This is a genomic window from Bacteroidota bacterium, assembly GCA_017303905.1.
Taxonomy (GTDB): domain Bacteria; phylum Bacteroidota; class Bacteroidia; order B-17B0; family Aurantibacillaceae; genus JAHEYG01.
Genome location: JAFLBH010000001.1, coordinates 1,401,824 through 1,420,637, shown reverse-complemented (window position 1 = coordinate 1,420,637; position 18,814 = coordinate 1,401,824). Strand labels below are relative to the sequence as shown.

At 37.3% G+C, this 18,814-nt stretch carries 19 protein-coding genes; 2 read left to right on the top strand and 17 right to left on the bottom strand.

Annotated features, from left to right (window positions below):
• The first annotated feature begins 15 nt into the window (after positions 1-15).
• Positions 16-882 (top strand): ChaN family lipoprotein, encoded by an 867-nt coding sequence (locus J0L69_05955; GenBank protein MBN8692718.1) that lies wholly within the window; start codon positions 16-18, stop codon positions 880-882.
• Positions 883-1,061: 179 nt separating this feature from the next.
• Here the strand turns inward: J0L69_05955 and J0L69_05950 are convergent, their stop codons facing one another.
• The 6 genes from J0L69_05950 to mtgA form a co-directional block, all read right to left on the bottom strand.
• A complete protein-coding gene (locus tag J0L69_05950; protein ID MBN8692717.1) occupies positions 1,062-1,301 on the bottom strand; it encodes a hypothetical protein in 240 nt (79 codons plus the stop codon).
• Positions 1,302-1,575: 274 nt separating this feature from the next.
• A complete protein-coding gene (gldG, locus tag J0L69_05945) occupies positions 1,576-3,279 on the bottom strand; it encodes a gliding motility-associated ABC transporter substrate-binding protein GldG (GenBank protein ID MBN8692716.1) in 1,704 nt (567 codons plus the stop codon).
• Positions 3,273-4,013, bottom strand: coding sequence for a gliding motility-associated ABC transporter permease subunit GldF (gene gldF / locus J0L69_05940; protein MBN8692715.1), 741 nt, complete (start codon positions 4,011-4,013; stop codon positions 3,273-3,275). The genes gldG and gldF overlap by 7 nt, the downstream gene beginning before the upstream one ends.
• A 39-nt stretch (positions 4,014-4,052) precedes the next feature.
• Entirely contained in the window at positions 4,053-4,727 is a 675-nt protein-coding gene (locus J0L69_05935; GenBank protein MBN8692714.1) for an alpha/beta hydrolase, read from the bottom strand.
• 2 nt (positions 4,728-4,729) lie between these two features.
• Positions 4,730-5,893, bottom strand: coding sequence for a beta-lactamase family protein (locus tag J0L69_05930; protein MBN8692713.1), 1,164 nt, complete (start codon positions 5,891-5,893; stop codon positions 4,730-4,732).
• A gap of 2 nt (positions 5,894-5,895) precedes the next feature.
• Positions 5,896-6,624, bottom strand: coding sequence for a monofunctional biosynthetic peptidoglycan transglycosylase (gene mtgA, locus J0L69_05925; protein MBN8692712.1), 729 nt, complete (start codon positions 6,622-6,624; stop codon positions 5,896-5,898).
• 89 nt (positions 6,625-6,713) lie between these two features.
• Here mtgA and J0L69_05920 point away from each other — a divergent pair, with 89 nt between their 5' ends.
• Positions 6,714-7,202 (top strand): TlpA family protein disulfide reductase, encoded by a 489-nt coding sequence (locus tag J0L69_05920; protein MBN8692711.1) that lies wholly within the window; start codon positions 6,714-6,716, stop codon positions 7,200-7,202.
• Positions 7,203-7,236: 34 nt separating this feature from the next.
• Here J0L69_05920 and J0L69_05915 read toward each other — a convergent pair whose 3' ends face one another.
• The 11 genes from J0L69_05915 to J0L69_05865 all read right to left on the bottom strand — a co-directional run bounded on the left by J0L69_05915 (position 7,237) and on the right by J0L69_05865 (position 18,790).
• The gene (locus J0L69_05915; protein MBN8692710.1) at positions 7,237-7,764 is read right to left on the bottom strand and encodes a hypothetical protein; all 528 of its coding nucleotides are present in this window, start codon (positions 7,762-7,764) and stop codon (positions 7,237-7,239) included.
• A gap of 18 nt (positions 7,765-7,782) precedes the next feature.
• Positions 7,783-8,298 carry a hypothetical protein gene (locus J0L69_05910; protein MBN8692709.1) on the bottom strand — a complete coding sequence of 172 codons (516 nt, stop codon included), beginning with the start codon at positions 8,296-8,298 and terminating at the stop codon, positions 7,783-7,785.
• A 77-nt stretch (positions 8,299-8,375) separates the two neighbouring features.
• Positions 8,376-9,716, bottom strand: a complete 1,341-nt coding sequence (gene accC, locus J0L69_05905; protein MBN8692708.1) for an acetyl-CoA carboxylase biotin carboxylase subunit — start codon at positions 9,714-9,716, stop codon at positions 8,376-8,378.
• 67 nt (positions 9,717-9,783) lie between these two features.
• Positions 9,784-10,284 carry an acetyl-CoA carboxylase biotin carboxyl carrier protein gene (accB, locus tag J0L69_05900; GenBank protein ID MBN8692707.1) on the bottom strand — a complete coding sequence of 167 codons (501 nt, stop codon included), beginning with the start codon at positions 10,282-10,284 and terminating at the stop codon, positions 9,784-9,786.
• A gap of 158 nt (positions 10,285-10,442) precedes the next feature.
• Complete coding sequence (locus tag J0L69_05895; GenBank protein MBN8692706.1) at positions 10,443-11,675, bottom strand: isocitrate dehydrogenase (NADP(+)); 1,233 nt, start codon at positions 11,673-11,675, stop codon at positions 10,443-10,445.
• 117 nt (positions 11,676-11,792) lie between these two features.
• On the bottom strand, positions 11,793-12,074 hold the full coding sequence (locus tag J0L69_05890; protein ID MBN8692705.1) for a hypothetical protein: 282 nt from the start codon (positions 12,072-12,074) through the stop codon (positions 11,793-11,795).
• 73 nt (positions 12,075-12,147) lie between these two features.
• Positions 12,148-14,622 (bottom strand): SPOR domain-containing protein, encoded by a 2,475-nt coding sequence (locus J0L69_05885; GenBank protein MBN8692704.1) that lies wholly within the window; start codon positions 14,620-14,622, stop codon positions 12,148-12,150.
• A gap of 29 nt (positions 14,623-14,651) precedes the next feature.
• A complete protein-coding gene (locus J0L69_05880; protein MBN8692703.1) occupies positions 14,652-16,124 on the bottom strand; it encodes a hypothetical protein in 1,473 nt (490 codons plus the stop codon).
• A 7-nt stretch (positions 16,125-16,131) separates the two neighbouring features.
• Positions 16,132-17,391 carry an outer membrane beta-barrel protein gene (locus tag J0L69_05875; GenBank protein ID MBN8692702.1) on the bottom strand — a complete coding sequence of 420 codons (1,260 nt, stop codon included), beginning with the start codon at positions 17,389-17,391 and terminating at the stop codon, positions 16,132-16,134.
• Between the two features lie 183 nt (positions 17,392-17,574).
• The gene (locus J0L69_05870) at positions 17,575-18,363 is read right to left on the bottom strand and encodes an SDR family oxidoreductase (GenBank protein MBN8692701.1); all 789 of its coding nucleotides are present in this window, start codon (positions 18,361-18,363) and stop codon (positions 17,575-17,577) included.
• A complete protein-coding gene (locus J0L69_05865) occupies positions 18,353-18,790 on the bottom strand; it encodes a regulatory protein RecX (protein MBN8692700.1) in 438 nt (145 codons plus the stop codon). The genes J0L69_05870 and J0L69_05865 overlap by 11 nt, the downstream gene beginning before the upstream one ends.
• Positions 18,791-18,814 lie beyond the last annotated feature (24 nt).

Sequence of the window (18,814 nt, the reverse complement as noted above, 5' to 3'; positions counted from 1 at the left end):
AACTAAAAAACAATCATGAAAAAATTATTACTCTTCGCCTTCACACTTGCTCTGATGAGCTTTACTTTGGTTACTGATACCCGAAACGCTTATGCACTTTACGACGCTAAAGGAAAAGTCACCGATTACACTGCCATGCTTACCGAAGCTAAAAAAGCCGATATCGTATTATTCGGTGAATTACATGACAACCCGATTATTCACTGGCTACAAAAAGAATTAACTCGCGATGTACATGCCGAGAAAAAAGACAAATTAGTTTTAGGTGCCGAAATGTTTGAAGCTGACGATCAAATTGCATTAAATGAATATTTAGCAGGAAGAATCAGTGAAAAAACACTTAAAGATGAAGTGAAATTATGGAACAACTTCGCCACTGATTACAAACCATTATTAGACTTTGCTAAAAAAAACAATTTAAAATTTGTGGCAGCAAATATTCCGCGCCGCTATGCCAACATGGTTTACTCACGCGGAACTGCATGTTTAGACAGTATTGATGCAGAAGCAAAAAAATGGATTGCTCCACTACCCTTTAAGTATGATGGTAGTGTAAAGGCCTATAAAGATATTTTTGAAAATGGTGGCGGACATGGCGGGGAAAACTTACCAAAATCACAAGCCATTAAAGATGCGACCATGGCGCATTTCATTATGAAGAACTGGACAAAAGGACAAACCTTTATTCATTACAATGGTGCCTATCACAGCAATCATCATTCAGCTATTGAATGGTATTTAAAACAACAAAATCCGAATTTAAAAGTGATGGTGATTTCTTCTACCGAACAAGATGATATTACAAAATTAAATCAGGATGCTGTCGATTCAGGTGATTTCATTATTGTGACACCAAGCAATATGACAAAAACTTATAAATAAGTTAAGATTTAGTCGCTGGATTTTAGAAAATACAAATAGAATCCGGCGTTCCCCAAGCTAGGCGTCTGTTTTTTGCTTTGTCAAGTTACACAGTCAAGCATTAACCTGTAAAAAATCGTCGCTTGCTTGGTATTAGAAGGTTGTAACCTCTACACAGATACGTCTTTCTTATGTGTCCACTATTTTTTCTTGCGTGTAAATGTAAGTAATAGACAATCCTTGTCTTTTAGCACAAGATTATCTGGACTGCCGGTACCTAAAGAAATGAACTTGTAAGTTTTTTGCTTGTATTGAAATTCAATCTCATTAGTTTCTTTGTCCCAAGAATATTTTATAGATTTTCTTCCTTCACTATTTTTTAAATAAAGACTGTCTCTATCGATTTTTGTGTCGAAGCCATATACAATTTTACCCATCATTTTGTTGGTTGAGATTTCGGATTCACATAGATCACAATATTTTGTCACTTTACCTTCAACTACTTCCATTGGGCAAAACACTTCCCATTCACCATATAATTGAGTTTGTCCGATAGTTGTCTGAATAGAGACAATTAACGAGAATAATAGGATTATTAAGAGTCTAAATTTTGTCATAAGGTTAAAATTACGTCCATATAACGGGAAATTCTTTTTTGGTTACAAGGCTTTTGTCTAATGAAATGCGTCTCTCGCTATGCCTACTAACGACTTTCTATGAAGCGTATTTCTTTTTACGTAAGTAAAATTGAATTAATCCGAATACAATAATGATACCCAATGGTAAGGCAATGTTTATGAGTTGCCATTTGGTTTCGTGATTGGCAATTTTCTTTTTATCCAATAAACGTAATTTCACTTCTCTTGCACGTAATTGCAACAAACCTTCATCATCCACCAGGTAATTGATACAATTCAATAAAAACGTTTTGTTAGCGAAAGTTTGTCCTGTATTTCTATCAAAACCTAATGCTAACGGACCAACACCCGGACGGATATCATTCTTCGCTACATCTCCGTCTGCAATCACAATCATTTTTGTTGGAACACCTTTATCGCGAAACGCTATTGTAGAATCATTTAAAATAGCACTTGGTAAGCGATTACTAAATACCGAGCTAAAAGAACCTTCTAATAAACACGCTACCGATTGATAAGAATTATGAAACTGATCTTCCTTTGGTGTAAACTTAACCATAGCTAATCCAATGCGTGCAGGTGTAGGTTGCGTTTTGGTATAGCGCGAACTGCGTAATAAAATGGTTTTCTTAATTCCTTTAGCGGAAACAGTATCCAGTGTGCTCAGGAACTCAAACTTAATTAAATCAAGATTTTTCACTACTGGATGATCAACATCGGATAATATTAAAGGATGATAAAGCCAAGGAAACAATTGAAAGTTGGGTTGTCCGTTTTTAAATCCAACATTGATATTTAAAAAACCGCATTGCATATCCTGAACTAAAACAGGATTTAAGCGCACACCGTATTTAAACAACATATCATCCAGATTCAAATCGTTGTTTAATCCTAATGTAAATCCCTTTATTCTGAGTGTATCATAATTAATGTACACCGGATCAATCATCCATAAAACCTTTCCACCTTTCATAATGAATTGATCAATGATGAACTTATCCTTATCATCAAAAGCTGAATCCGGTTGTGAAATAACAATAGCACTGCTTCCTTTTAAAGCTTCTAAATTGTGATTAATCGCCACGCGGCTCACACTGTAGTATTCGCCAATCGAGCGCATGAAATCATACTGACGCAGTGTATCCAGCTCGCCATGACCTTCTAAAAAGGTAATTTCTGTTTTTCCTTTCGCTTGTAGTTTACGAATGGAGTTGGTTAATCCGTATTCTAAATCCTGCACCGAGTTATTGATAGCTACCTCCGGCGAAATACCCAATTGACGTTTAAAAATTTGCCAAGGAATTTCCTTGCCTTTGTAAGTTACCAGAGCAGCAGGATAAATATATGACTTGGTTGTTTTTTTATTCTTACGGTCGGTGACTTCCTCCGGTATTACACCTTTTTCATATAATTGTTTTTCTATCTTTTCCGTTTCATCCTTGTTCGGATTTTCCAAAGGATTGATAAACTCGTATTCGATTTGATTATCTGAATATGCTCTGAAAACATCGAGCAACTCTTTTGTCTCGTTACGCAAGCGTGTAAAATCAGGATTTAAATCACCATCCAAATACACTTTAAAAAACACTACATCATCGAGGTTTTTTAATAGCTTCATCGTAGACGGAGCCAGCGTGTATCTCTTTTCGGCTGTTAAATCAAATCGTTTAAAATAGAATGAGAAAACGAAATTTGCGAGCACAACGATAGCTGCCACCATTAAAAAATTGGTGATATCACGTTTTTTATTTGTGCCTGTATGTTTTTTCTCGTTTACCATTTACGACTTTGTAAAACTAATTTAGTAGACACGTTAAACAAGGCGATAACACTTACGAAATAAATCACATCGCGTGAATCAACCACCCCACGACTCATGCTTAAATAATGTTCATTAATCCCCAATGATTTTACCAAGGCATCATACTTACCGAACAAACCCGAGGCTGCAATAAAATCGAAACCGGTATACGTAAAAAAACAAAGCAGCATGGCGATGATAAACGCAATCACCTGATTTTCTGAAACAGCCGAAGCAAAAATTCCAACAGACACAAACCCTGCACCTAAAAAAAGTAAACCAATATAAGAACCCCACATAGCTCCCGTATCAATATTTCCTTTAGGATATCCCAATTGATGTACAGAATAATAATAAATAAGAGTTGGAAGTAATGACACAATCACCAACGTAAATCCGGCAAAATATTTTGCTAAAACAATTTGTAAATCGGTTAGTGGGCGGGTTAAAAGAAGTTCGATGGTGCCGGTTTTTTTCTCTTCTGAAAATGTACGCATGGTGATGGCTGGAATTAAAAACAAATACACCCATGGAGCCAACATAAATAAGGAATCAATATTGGCAAAACCATTCTCCAACACATTGGTACCCGTGCTTTCTGATGGTATTAACCACATAAACACACCAATGAGGGTGATGAATACACCAATGGCTACATAACCAATAAGAGAACTTAAGAAACTGCGTATTTCTTTGAGATAAAGTGTAAACATTAAGGCAAAAATAAGATTAAAGCAAATTACAACGATAGTTTACATTCGCTTTTTAACACATTTTTGAGTTAATAACCTCAGCGGTTCCTCTATTATATCGTGTCCTCCCTGATAAAAGACGGTTTCAGGATGTATATTATACTTTTTCAACTCTTCCAATTGCGCATTTTGTTGCTCATGACTCAGAAATTCATCCTTGTCGCCCGCAACATAAATCCATTGTCCGATGTTGTTTTTGGAAAGAAATTTTTCCCTGCCTACAGTTATAGGAACCATATCCGGCGGAATAACCGATCCCCAAATTATTAAATTATCAATTTTATATTCCGTTGACGAGGCCCATCGGCAAACGGTGGCTCCTCCTTGCGAAAAGCCTAAAACATTAATTATAATTTTATCACTTAACGGAAGAATGAATTGCTTATATACTTCATCCAGATAATTACAGTAATCCGCAATATCATGCTCCCTTTCTTCCTTTGTCATCCAACTGGCGCCCACTCTTCCGCTCACACCATTTAAATAATAGCGATGCAAACCTTCAGGAACAATCACTAAATTTTCTTCATTCAAAATAGGTTTCAATTTATTAATGAAGTAAGAAGCGAGATGTCCGTAACCATGCGCAACCAGCCAAACCGATTTCAGTTTTGGACTTACTTCACCTTCAACAACTACTTTGGCGGTTTTTTGTGTTTGAAAATAATGTATCATGCTTACTCTTCGTCAACCATGGTACTATCAGAAGCAGGTTTAGAATCTAAAACTTCATAAATTTTCCAGGTTTGGTAGGCTGTTTTATTCAATTGATTACTCAGTACTACAATTGTTACCTTGTCGCTTAATCGTCGGTGAAAGGCCGTACGATAACCATGCCACCAACCATTATGAAACACTTCTTTCTTTTCATCCGAACGGAAATCGCGCATGCGCCAACCTAATCCATAATTACTTTGTTTTAATTCACGACTCATCGCTGTGTAAGCCAATTGTTGCGACTCAGGATTTAATAATTTCCCCTGATACAAAGCTTCGCTGAATAAAAACATATCGTAAGCCGTAGAATATACACTCTTATCACCAACAACATAATCGGCAGCTTCCACATCAATTGGCTTCCAACGCAAATCATATGGTTTTGATACGGCCTTTTCAAATTTATCCAAGCTCAGAATTGTTCCGGAATGCTTCATGCCTAATGGTCTGAAAATTTCCTCATATAAAAAATTAGAATAAGTTTTCCTGCTTACTTTTTCAATTAGTAAAGCAAGCATGGCGTAATTGGTGTTGCAATAATTGAATGCTTTATTCGGACGTAAATACGGTTTTGGTTTTCGTTCTGCCATTAATCGTAATACTTCCTGATTTGTAAGCACAGTAGTTTTATTGGAAACAACATCATTTAAGAAATATAAATAGTTGGGAAGACCTGAACGATGCGCTAATAATTGCTTGATGGTTATTGTTTCATAAGGAAATTCAGGGAAATAAGAAGCAAATGTATCTTCCAATTTAACCAATCCTTTTTCGACCAACATCATTACAGCTGTAGCTGTAATTACTTTTGAAACTGAAGCTAATTGAAAAGAAGTGGTATCTGTTACAGGCATACGATTTTCTTTGTCAGCAATTCCGAAGGCTTTGTGATAAATGATTTCTCCTTCTTTAGCCACGATCACAGAACCATTAAATGCCTTCAAACTTACCAAATGATTAAAAAACTCATCCAGCTTATTTACAGTTTCGCGATACTTGGCATTTACTTCATCTTTAACTTCAGGTTCTCCCTTTTCGAGTAAACGATATAATTCTGCTCCGGAGTTGGATTGTCCGCAGCTGAGGCAAGTGAGCCAAAAGATGATGAATACAAGGCGCTTCATAATTATTTTTCAGATGGTTTTTCGGGTTCGTCTTCGTCTTTGTACTTGTTGTAATCCAATTTATTTCCCCAATAATTCATCTGTTGTTTAATCCATACTTTTCGTTTTGTTATATAATTTGTTGGAGGATTCGCTTTGTATTTTCGCGGATTAGGTAACACCGCTGCTATACCTGCTGCATCATCCTTCGTTAGCTTTATCGCTTTCTTCTTATACCAATGTTGAGCCGCCGCTTCCGCACCGTACACACCATCACCCATTTCAATGCTATTCAAGTACACTTCCATGATGCGCTCTTTACTCCAAAAAATTTCAATCAACAGTGTAAACCAAACTTCAAATGCCTTTCTTATATAACTTCGACCCGGCCATAAAAATACATTTTTGGCAGTCTGCTGTGTAATAGTGCTGGCTCCTCTCATGCGCTTTCCCTCTTCATTTTCTTTCATCGCCTTTTCTATTGCACCCCAATCAAATCCAAAATGCTTCAAATAATTTTGGTCTTCACTGCACACTACCGCGAGCTGTAATTTTGGAGAAATTTCTTCTAACGGTACCCAGTCATGCTCCATCTTCATTTTCTTGCCATCCATCTTTTGTTCTATGCTCCTTATCACCATTAATGGTGTAATTGGTACCGGAACCCAGCGAAAAATAATCACCGACACCACCGATAAAATCACAAAACCTAACACCAATCGCCAAATGATGCCCAATATTTTACGCAAAATTTTCATCCGCAAAACACAAATCTATTCGTAATTTTGTACTAAAATCGACCTAAACCAATAATCAATTAACCATCGGTTTTTAATTTCTTATGTCAAAAAAGCTAATTAACCTGTTTTTGCTGATTATTGCGGCTTTAGCTGCGATTTATTTCTACAACAAATACCGGGTTGCGCCCGATCTAAAATTAAACGAGTTAGGTTTAGTTGACGAAAACGGAGCTGTTTTTGATATCAATACTCTCAAAGGTAAAAAAGTGGTGATTTCCTTTTATGCCAGCTGGTGCGGCAATTGTTTGGAGGAATTAGAAGTAATCAATAAAATAAAAGAAAAGGAATTAAGTGATGTGGAAATTGTGTGTATTACAGATGAATCATTGGAAAAACTGAATAATTTTAAATCAAACACCGGATATCCGTTTAAATTTCTGAAACTAAACAAACGCTTTCCGGATATAGGCATACATTCGATACCGGTTACATATATCGTCAATACAGATTTACAAATCGTTAAAGAGCAAGTAGGTTATCTGCATTGGGATGATCCTTCCACGCTCAATCACATTAAAGGATTATTTTAAAACAAAACCCCGAATTTTCATCGGGGTTTTTTATTTATCTATTCTCTTTTGGGTCGCGGATAACAGCGGGTTTTCCCATTAATTTTTTAGGTTCATCCTTAGGTTTATCAGGAATAAAACGCGGCCCACCCATGATATGGTGATCTTCCGGTTTTGGTGTAATTGTTTTTGTCGATGTGGATTTTATTTTTGATGTGTCTTTAGGAACATAGGCGATTTCACCTTTAATCATCACATGTTTGGTTGGAGGATTTTGCGCATGACCGAATAAACTCATTCCAAAAACCAAAAACAACACCACCGCCATTTTATTCATCAGTTTCCATCCTACAAACTGATTGGCAAAATGCTCGAAGCTTAATTCTTCCAATTGACTCTCTTTAAATCGACCACATACTTTGTTTGACTTTGGAAGATTCGAGAAAAAATCCTTAATCTCATCCAAGGTTTGTTTACTGAAGTCAATGACGTTTTTAGTACAAACTAAACAAAAAGCGCCCTTTTCATTGGGTGTCATTGCATCCCAATTTTCGTGACAAGGTTTATTGATTTCGATTTTCATACTCTTATATTTTAAATTTTACTGACGTTTATCTTCTACCATTACATCTCCCATAATTTTTGGAGGACGATTATTTGATTTTTGCTTAGGCCTATCGGGAGTAACTTTTACTTTGCTTTTAATCGGCGCGTGAACTGTATCCCTTTTAGAAATCTTTTTTGTTGTATCTACCGGAGGAACATAAGCAACCGCTCCCATGACGATTTCAGGTGTTTTTGGGTGTGACTGTGCACAACCAAACAAACTAAATCCGAAAACAAAAAACACGATTAAAGCCAAACGCTGCACCGGCTTCCAACTTTTAAAACGCTCGAAAAAATGATCAAAACTTAAAGCTTGCAATTGTGTTTCTTCAAATCGTCCGCATACTTTTTCATTAGAAGAAATCTCACTAAAAAAATCTTTGATTTCGCTTAACGTTTTCTGACTAAAGTCTACAACATTCTTTTTGCATAAAGAACAAAAAGCGCCCTTTTCATTGGGTGTCATCGCATCCCAATTTTCGTGACAAGGTTTATTGATTTCTATTTTCATAATCCGTTTTCTATTTAGATGCAAACGGATTTGAAATTCCATAAAAGAAAAAAGCCGCTTTTCAGCGGCCTTTTTAATTAGCTTTTAAAATCCCAGGTTTCCAGGAACTTAGTTGTATAATTTCCTTTCTTAAAGTCTTCATTTTGCATAAGCTTTAAGTGGAATGGAATCGTAGTTTTAATACCTTCAATCACATATTCGCTCAGAGCACGGTGCATTTTTGCCAATGCTTCTTCGCGTGTTTGTGCAACAGTAATTAATTTACCAATCATACTATCGTAATTCGGTGGAATTGAATAACCACTGTAAACATGCGAATCTACACGAACTCCATGTCCGCCCGGTGTATGTAAAGTAGTTATTTTACCAGGTGAAGGAACGAAATTCATAAATGGATTTTCGGCATTGATACGGCATTCGATGGCGTGTAACTGCGGATAATAATTTTTACCCGAAATAGGAACGCCTGCTGCCACTAGGATTTGTTCGCGGATTAAATCGTAATCAATTACTTCTTCGGTGATAGGATGTTCTACCTGAATACGTGTATTCATTTCCATGAAGTAAAAGTTGCGGTGCTTATCCACTAAAAACTCAACTGTACCAACACCTTCGTATCCGATAGACAAGGCTGCCTTAATTGCAGCTTCACCCATGGCATCACGCAATTCAGGCGTCATGAAAGGAGAAGGAGTTTCTTCTACTAATTTCTGGTGACGACGCTGAATACTGCAATCACGCTCACTTAGGTGACATGCTTTACCGTATTGATCACCTACAATTTGAATTTCGATATGGCGCGGCTCTTCGATAAATTTCTCCATATACATGGCTCCATTTCCGAAAGCTGCTTCAGCCTCCTTACTTGCTGATTCAAATTGAGTGTCTAAATCTTCTTCTTTCCAAATGATACGCATACCACGACCACCACCACCTGCAGTTGCTTTAATGATAACAGGGTATCCTATACCTTTGGCGGTTTCTTTAGCTTCTGCTAAATCTTTCAATAATCCTTCAGAACCGGGAACACAAGGAACGCCGGCTTTAATCATAGTTGATTTAGCATTACTTTTATCACCCATCTGATTAATCATTTCGGGTGAAGCACCAATAAATTTTATTTTATTCTGGCGACAGATTTCAGAAAACTTCGCGTTTTCACTTAAAAAACCATAACCCGGATGAATAGCATCAGCATTTGTAATTTCGGCAGCCGCGATAATGTTAGCCATATTAAGGTAACTTTCCTTACTTGGCGGCGGACCAATACAAACTGCTTCATCAGCAAATTTTACGTGCAAGGATTCTTTATCGGCCGTTGAATAAACAGCAACCGTTTTGATACCCATTTCACGACAGGTTCTGATAATGCGCAAGGCAATCTCTCCCCTATTGGCAATTAATATCTTTTTAAACATAATGTTAGGTTTAAAGTTTAAAATTTAAGGTTCAAGGTTTATCCAAGAACATGAAACATTAAACTAATTAATTTGGATCTACTAAGAATAAAGGCTGATCGTATTCTACCGGAGTAGCGTCGTTAACCAATACCTTAACAATTTTACCTTTGATGTCGCTTTCGATTTCATTGAACAACTTCATAGCTTCAATGATACAAACAGTCTTTCCTGCGTTTACCTCATCGCCAACGTTTACGAATGAAGGTTTATCAGGACCCGGTGAGCGATAGAAAGTACCAATCATTGGGGATTTAATGGTAATGTACTTTGATTCGTCGGCACCTGTGTTAGTAGGTGTTGGTGTAGCTTTTGTTTCTGTAACAGGAGTTGGGTTAGCAACAGGGGCTGCAGTTACCATTTGAGTTGGAGCTGCCTGCATCATTTGAGGAGCTGCCTGAACCATTACCGGTCCGTTTTGCTTTCCTGTTTTAATAACGATTTTAATCTCCTTCGTTTCCAGTTCTACTTCGTTTACGCCGCTTTTGGAAACAAACTTAATGAGATCTTGAATTTCGTTTAATTTCATAGTTAGTGTTTTTAGTTAGTGGGGTCAAAAATAGAATTAATTTTATTAGCAAAAAACTATATTTTCGGGCATTTTTGACCAAAAAATCAACAAAATCGACGGATTTTCATAAAAAAAGCCCCAAATCGGGGCTTTTTTTGATGAATTTCAGAAATTACTTATTTACCTAATTTCTTTTTTAAGGCATTATCTAATTCGGTTAAGAATTCTTCGGTATATAAATAGTGTTTGCCGTGCTCAACCTTATTGCCATGTACACAAACCGCTAAATCTTTCGTCATTTTGCCGCTTTCAACAACTTCAACGCAAACTTGCTCTAATGCTTGAGCAAAATTCATTAATTCCTTGTTACCATCTAATTTACCACGGAACTCTAAACCGCGAGTCCAGGCAAAAATACTGGCAATTGGATTAGTTGATGTTGGTTTACCTGCTTGGTGATCGCGGTAGTGACGGGTTACGGTACCGTGAGCCGCTTCAGCTTCCATGATTTTTCCATCCGGAGTTACAAGCACAGAAGTCATTAATCCTAATGAACCAAAACCTTGAGCTACTGAATCAGATTGAACGTCGCCATCATAATTTTTACAAGCCCAAACGAAACTTCCGTTCCATTTTAAAGCAGAAGCCACCATGTCATCAATCAAACGGTGTTCGTAAACGATACCGGCTGCTTCAAATTTAGCTTTGTATTCCTTTTGGTAAATTTCTTCGAAAATATCTTTAAAGAAACCATCGTATTTTTTAAGGATGGTATTTTTTGTAGATAAATATAAAGGCCATTTTTTATTTAACGCTACATTAAAACATGAGTGTGCGAAACCACGGATAGACTCTTCCGTATTATACATACCCATTGCCACACCGTTACCTTTGAAATTATAAACCTCATGAACAACCGGAGCAGAACCGTCTTCCGGAGTGAAGGTCATAGTTAATTTGCCTTTCCCTTTGATAACTGTATCGGTTGCGCGGTATTGATCACCAAAAGCGTGACGACCAACAATAATTGGAGAAGTCCAGTTAGTCACTAAACGCGGAACATTTTTACAAACGATAGGCTCGCGGAAAACTGTCCCATCAAGAATGTTACGAATAGTTCCGTTAGGAGACTTCCACATTTGCTTTAAATTAAATTCTTTTACACGCGCTTCATCAGGTGTGATGGTTGCGCATTTAATACCTACCTGGTATTTTTTAATTGCTTCAGCAGCATCGATAGTAACTTGATCATTTGTTTGATCGCGGTACTCAATACCTAAGTCATAATATTTAATATCTATATCAAGGTAAGGAAGAATTAATTTATCCTTAATGAATTTCCAGATAATACGGGTCATTTCATCGCCATCAAGCTCTACAACGGGATTGGCTACTTTTATTTTGCTCATAACAATTGATTTAAATTTTAAGAGCTCCAAATATATAAATTCAGATTTAAATTGCGAATTATATCCAATAAAAAAGCCCTTCCGGTTGGAAAGGCTTTAAATCTAAATGATAATAAATTATTTATGCTCCTCTTTCTTAGGCTCTTCCTTTTTGGTAGTACCTGAGTTTGAAGTTTTGCTGCTTTCGTTATTATTCTTTTTGGGGCTATTTTTTCCGGGTAATCCCTTTTCGTTAATAGCCATACGTGTTTTCGGCGCTGAACTCTCTTCTTTCTTTTCTTCCTTCTTTTGTTCTTTTTTAGGCTCTTGTTTAGTGTCCTGTTTTTTATCGTCTTGTGCATTCACTGAAAATGCAAACATCAAAGATAAAGCTAAGGTGGTAAGTATTGTTTTTTTCATGCTTCAGAATTTTAATTAAAAGTACAAATATTATGATGGAGATAGCTAAAACAATGGATAAAAAATGTTAAGTCTATTTCAACAATTCCATGGCCTCTTGCAAGGAAATAATTTCATCCTTAAAGATTGCGATTATGAATGCTTCAGGGAAACCTTTGTCTTCAAGCTGCTTACGTGCTTCTTCGGCTTTTTGATACTCTTTATAAGAACCAATGCTGTAACGAATCATGCCTGTTGAAGTGGTTTGTTTTTCTACACCTTGTAAGTCTTTGGTTTTTTCATCCATATCCGCCGAAGCAGCAGGCCGTTTTAATGCTCCAATTTGTAGTTTGAAACTGATTAATGATTTATCAATTGTGCTGAATGTTTTGCTTTCGTTCAAGTCCTCTTTTTGCTTTGTTTCCATGGTAGCGCCTGCCTTCTCCATTGCAATTCGTTTTCCATCTTTATATGCAGTTACAAACGCATCTGTATATCCTAATAACACTAAATCTGCACGTTTAGAAGCTGCTTCTTGCAATGTTTTATAACCATTGGTAACGTAACGGAAATAATTGTCTTCAGTTTTTAACTCTACTACATCCGAATTTTTAAATGCAGCGGTTGAAATTTTATTCTTGTACGCGCCTAATTGCACACGATAAACAACCGATCCTTTTTCGAAGTTAGCGGAACCTGAAGATGTACCTGTTTCATTTCCGCCTGAACTTGCAGTTGTAGTTCCGCTTGCATTTGCGGTATTGTTTCCTGTAGTGTTGCCGGTTTCGTTACCTTGATTGTTATTGGCATTATTTACATTATTACCGGTTTCATTGCCTTGATTATTATTCGCGTTATTACCGGTTTCGTTACCCTGATTGTTATTCTGGTTGTTTTGATTATTGTTGTTTGCTGCTATTGTACCGCTTGTAACTGCAGTTTGAGTTGCGTTATTCGCAGCTTCTAAATCCGACTCTTTAATTGCGGCCTGCAATTCTTCCTCGGTCATCGTAGAGTATTTGTCGTTTTTAAAATAACCTACCATGGCCTTTTTGTTTCCTTCCGCCATAAACTCATCTCTACGTTTTGCCGCTTGTTTCACTTCTTCATATGTACCGGCCGTATAAACAACTGTTGTTCCATCGTCTAAAACAGTCGACTTCATATCGCCAATACTTAATAAATAAGCCATCTCATCACTTGGCACACCGCCTGCATAACGCGCCAATTCAACTGTATAGCTTCTTTGCTCTTTCTTCTTTTTCTTATTTGTCTTTGGCATCACTAAGTCAAATGCATTTCCAATTTGCTCTGTAGTTCTGTCAATGCCTACCGAATCAAAATAATGGTCGTACCAATCTTGCCAGAATTCATCCGTTAAGGCAATACCTTTAAGATTAACCTCAAAACCTTTTGGCGAAGGCAGTTCTTCATCTCGGTAATCCGGAACACCGTCCATATCTTCATCTAAAGGACACCCAAATTTATCCACTTTTACACCTTCCGGAGTTCCCTGGCAATTATCGTCCCAATCGCGAACACCGTCTTTATCATAATCCGCATTATCAATCGCCAACCAATCTAAATTATCATAATACTCAGCAGGTAAAGTGTCTTTCTTCTTTCTGTTTAGAACTAAATCATATTGCAATGATACCGATGTATAAACAAATTTATCCATGGCTTTTGTTCCGGCACGATTTCCCACACTCTTATTGGTAATTCCATCAATATAATCGGTATTGGTGAAATAATACTGAACCCCCATTTTGAAATCAAAACGCTCGGTAATATGCATGATGGCGCCGAATCCGAACGGAACAGCCCATGCGCGTTCAGGATATTTTCCAAATCCATCCGCGTTAAGTTCGCGTATATCCGTTTCGTATCTGTAATCCCTCACTAAATCCTTCGCAAATTGCGAGCCCGCGCTTCCTTCTTCCATATTCTTAATAGATCCATCGCTCCAATAATGATACTTTTCTCCGTTACGATCATACAAATCCGTTTTAGATAAAAATTCGAAACTTGTAATTCCTAAACTTACAAACGGACGAATACGGTATCTGTCAGGAATAAAATTTCCGAAGTCATAAAGTAAATTAATTCCGCCTGCTCTTATTTCGGATTGGAAATTTTCGTGACGATTCGGAAGATTTTCATAGGCTCCTAATTTACCAAACAGCAAATTGAAGTTAATCATCAGGTAACGATTTAAACGGTGCGATACATTTAAATCATAACCCACGCGAGATGTCCATGGAGACTGATAATGCTTTTTATAAAGGTCACCATAAAAAGATAACATTCCTGTTCCTAAAGAAATTTTAGGATTAAAAACAGGCATTCCCGGACCGTAATCAAATTCTTCGTAAGCCGGAAAAATACTTTTTTTAGCAGTATCAGGTCCGAGGAAAAAATTAATATCATAAGGCGGTACCATTGGCGCCTTCGGATTAAGAAAAACGGAGGTTGTATCTTCAGGAGTAGAAGCAGCAGTACTGTCGGTTTGCGAGAACGATAAAACCGGTAACAGTAAAAATATTAAGCAACCAAGTAACTGCTTCATAAATTATTAATACGTTAAAGATACAAAAATTACTTGTACCATTTTTGGTTGGAAATCATCAAGGCTTCCTGAACCGTAATGCGGGTTGGACCGTTATAAGCGGCCACAAAAGCGCCATTTACACCTTTTCCTTTAGTTGTTTCACGGTGATCGCGAGCCTGTTTGTATTCGCCGTGTTTTCCAATCATAAATTTAGTAAAGCCGCCTGCCATTTCGCTGCGTATGCTTTCTGAAATTTTGTACATGGCCGCCAATTTTGAAGACGTTACATTAACATTTGTGTAGGCTCCGATTTGCACACAATAAGAAATATTACTGTTTGTTTTTGCAGTTTCCGTTGGAGTGGTAGTAGCAGACGGTGTTTCGGTTTTTGTTTCGGTAGTTACCACGGGAGTTTCGGTTTTAGTCTCGGTAGTTACAGGCGTTTCTGTTTTAGTTTCCGTAGTTACTACAGGTGCTTCGGTTTTTGTTTCGGTTGTAACCGGAGTGGTAGTTTCTTCAAATGCCGGTAATTTTTCGAATGGTAATTTATAGAACTTAGATTGATTGCTTTCTAAATAAGAAAATTCACCTTCCATCATTACATCTGTTTTAAGAGTTCCGCTTAACACATAAGAGATTTCTAATTCTTCTGTTTCAGGAACATTTACCCATACAAATTTGATACGATTATCAGCAACTGAGAATGAGCTACCATTTGTTTTATCTGATTTAGCAGAAAAACCTTCCGGTAAATTATCGCTGTAGCGAGCGAATCCTTTGATACCGTCTTTTTTGATTTTCACATTCACATTCCATTCGCCATTATTTGCACCTTTAGTTATAGTTCTTACAGCACTCACTAAACTATTTGGTTCTTCGGCCGAAACAGGTTCAGGAGTTTTTGTTGTTTCAGGAGCCTTTGTTTCGGTTTTAGCAGTTTCAGTGGTTTTAGTTTCTGTTGGAGTTTCTGTTTTTGCAGTTTCTGTTGGAGTTTCTGTTTTAGCAGGCTCTGTTGTTTTTGGTGTTTCCGTTACTGCCGGAGTTTCGGTTTTTGTTTCTGTAGGCGTTTCGGTTTTTGCCACAGCATTTCCATCACCAACCATCACTTCCACGGCCGGCATTTCTACCACTTGCTTATTATTGTTTTCGATATAGGAGAATTTTGCAGCAATAGACTTAGCTCCGCTGGCAGCGGCATCGGCCACTAATACAAATTTGATAGTAAATTCGGCATCGGATGGCACTCCTGTCCAGATCCATTTACCAATACCGGAAGCAAAAGAGAAAGTTGCTCCTTTATTGTCGGATTCTTTTACTGACATGCCTTCCGGCACTTCTACCTGCAGCTTAGCAAAGCCGCCAAGGCTACCTTTGTTTACAATCAGTTCGGCTGTTACTTCCGTTCCTGGTTTCATACTTGCCGGGAAGTTTCCCTTAACTGTTACCGGCCCGTTTTCAAAAAAGATGCTGTAAAAAAACAGCGCTATTGAATTGATTGCTACTAAAAGGTATTTTATCATAGTTTATTTATTGTTCAAAGAAGAAATCGATCAATCGATTTATTCTCTCAACATTGAAGTCGGATTCTCCCTCGAAGAACATATCGATTGTTTTTCGAATTTCATCCGCCGAGATGTACCCGTCATTATTGACGTCGGCCGATTTCAATTCGGCAGGTATAGACGCTGTCTTACCTGACTTTTCTTTTATTTCCTTTCCCTTCGTTTCAACTTGCTTTAAATAATCTAAACTTGGCATTTCATTAAACCCTCCGCTACGTGAAGTAGCTAAAGAATCCCATTCTAACTGACGCGCAGCATAATCTTCTTCATTAATCGTTACACCATAACCATCTGTAAGTGCACCCGGTTTTGTGTTTGGTTCGTTGTCCATGTAATCCGGAGTTCCATCCATATCCGTATCTACTGCACAACCCTCGTTACCTACCTTCGCTCCTTTTGGTGTTCCTAAACAATTATCTTTTAAGTCAACGATTCCATCGGTATCATAATCACTATTGTCAATCGCCTTAAAATCTACACCATCGTAAGGAGATTTAGGTTTTTTGTTTAACGAATAGTTTACCGATACATTCGCTCCCATCCAACTATCGTTACCGCCGTTTTTATAATTATCGATGTAATCAGTAAATGCCAAATTATAATTCATAGCCACTTTTACACTGATGCGATAATCTACATTAAACTTAATTCCTAAATTGATTGGCAAATACAAGGTGTTGCGTTTGTAGTTTACTGCCGAATCGGTTAATTGTGTTTCATAGGTATAATCACGTTGCATAACGATAGCGTAAGGATCGTTTGCAGGCGATTCGGGCAAATCACGAATAGAACCATCTGACCAATAATTATATTTTATTCCGTTAGCATCCGTTATATCGCCTTTCGGATCAAACTTTAAGAAGCCTAAACCAACCGAGATAAATGGCGAAGCTACCGGCGATGTGTCTTTCATGCGATCGAAATAAGCCGTCACATTAAGTTCTCCGCCAATAACAGTTGACATAAAATTGCGGTGAGATTCCTTACTGAAGTCGCTACCCTGCAACTTACCATACATTCCATTCAGGCCAACACCCAAAATTTTTCCGACACGATATTCAGCACCGAGATTATAACCCATGCGTGCATCGTTAAAGAAATGCGTGTTACGTTGTTTACCAACGTCGCCTGTAAATTTTAATGCATTCACTCCTGCATTAATACCGAATTGAGCCGTTGCCGCAACTGCAACGCACATCAAACTAGAAAATAATACTGTTTTCATTTAGTATTGTTTAAATTGTTTTTACGCTATTTTACCGCTAAATACTTATTTAGCAGTAACCTCGTCTCAGATGAAACGAGATGTTAAAATAGTGCAAAATTCGGTACTAGCAAAACTAAATCAAAAAAGAAACCGCCTCTGATGGGCGGTTTGAACTTGTAAACAAGTGAATGTTAAAAGCATTTAAAGTGAAGGAGTTCGGCCGCCATCCACCGGTAAATTTATGCCGTTAATGTAAGATGCTGCCGGTGAGGCCAGGAATGCAACCGCGTTCGCAATTTCACTTGCTTCAGCAAATCGGCCCATCGGAATTTCATGTATCATTTCCTCTTCAACCGACTTAACCTCTAAATGGTTTTTGGTTGCTTTATTAGTTATAATTGTTTTTAAACGTTGGGTGTTAGTAGCCCCTGGCAACACATTATTGACAGTGATATTAAACTTACCTAACTCATTAGCCATGGTTTTAGACCAACTAGCAACTGCTGCTCGAATGGTATTTGACACGCCTAAATTTGGTAACGGTGCTTTTACTGAAGTGGAAATAATATTTATGACTCTACCGTAACCCGCCATTTTCATTCCATCAACGCAAGCCTGTGTCATAATGTGATTACACAAAAGATGATTCGTAAATGCCGATTCAAACTCTTCGGTTTTAGCAGAAACAATCGGACCAGAAGGCGGACCACCGGTATTGTTTACTAAAATATGAATGGGATTGTTACGCTGCATAAACGCATTCATCAAATCGCGTAATTTATTCGGTTCCGAAAAATCCACACACATATAAGAATGTATTTGTCCGGCCGATGTATTCAACTCCGATTTGGTTTGTTTTAAAGCGGCTTCATTTCTTGCAACTAAAGTAACGCTTGCGCCCAAATTAGCTAATTCAACTGCAACTGCTTTTCCGATTCCTTGTGTACTTCCGCACACAATGGCTTTTTTACCTTTTAAATCAAGATTCATTGTTTTCTAATTTTTTTATTGCGTCCATTATTATATCCTGCTCATAGCCTCGCGACATGGCATACTTAATAATTTTATATTGCTTTTTAATTTTATTTGACTCTCTTATTTCTTTGGTTTTCTTTTCAATAATTTTTTCTAAGGTAGCAAAATATTCGTTGCCGTCGATTTGCTTTAAGGCTTTACTAATACAGTATTCGCTAACCTTATGCTGTTTGAGTTCCAATTTTATTTTTATTCTGCCCCAACGCTTAATTCTGAATTTTCCTCTGGCGAATGCTAAAGCAAAACGCTCTTCGTTTAAGAAATTTTCCTGTATTAATTGAGAAATTATATTTTCAGCTTCCTCATTAAATATCCCATACTCAAATAATTTATTTCTTACCTCAAATTGTGAGCGCTCCTGATAGGCACACCAATTTTTCATTTTTTCCAAGGCAACAAGTGGTGT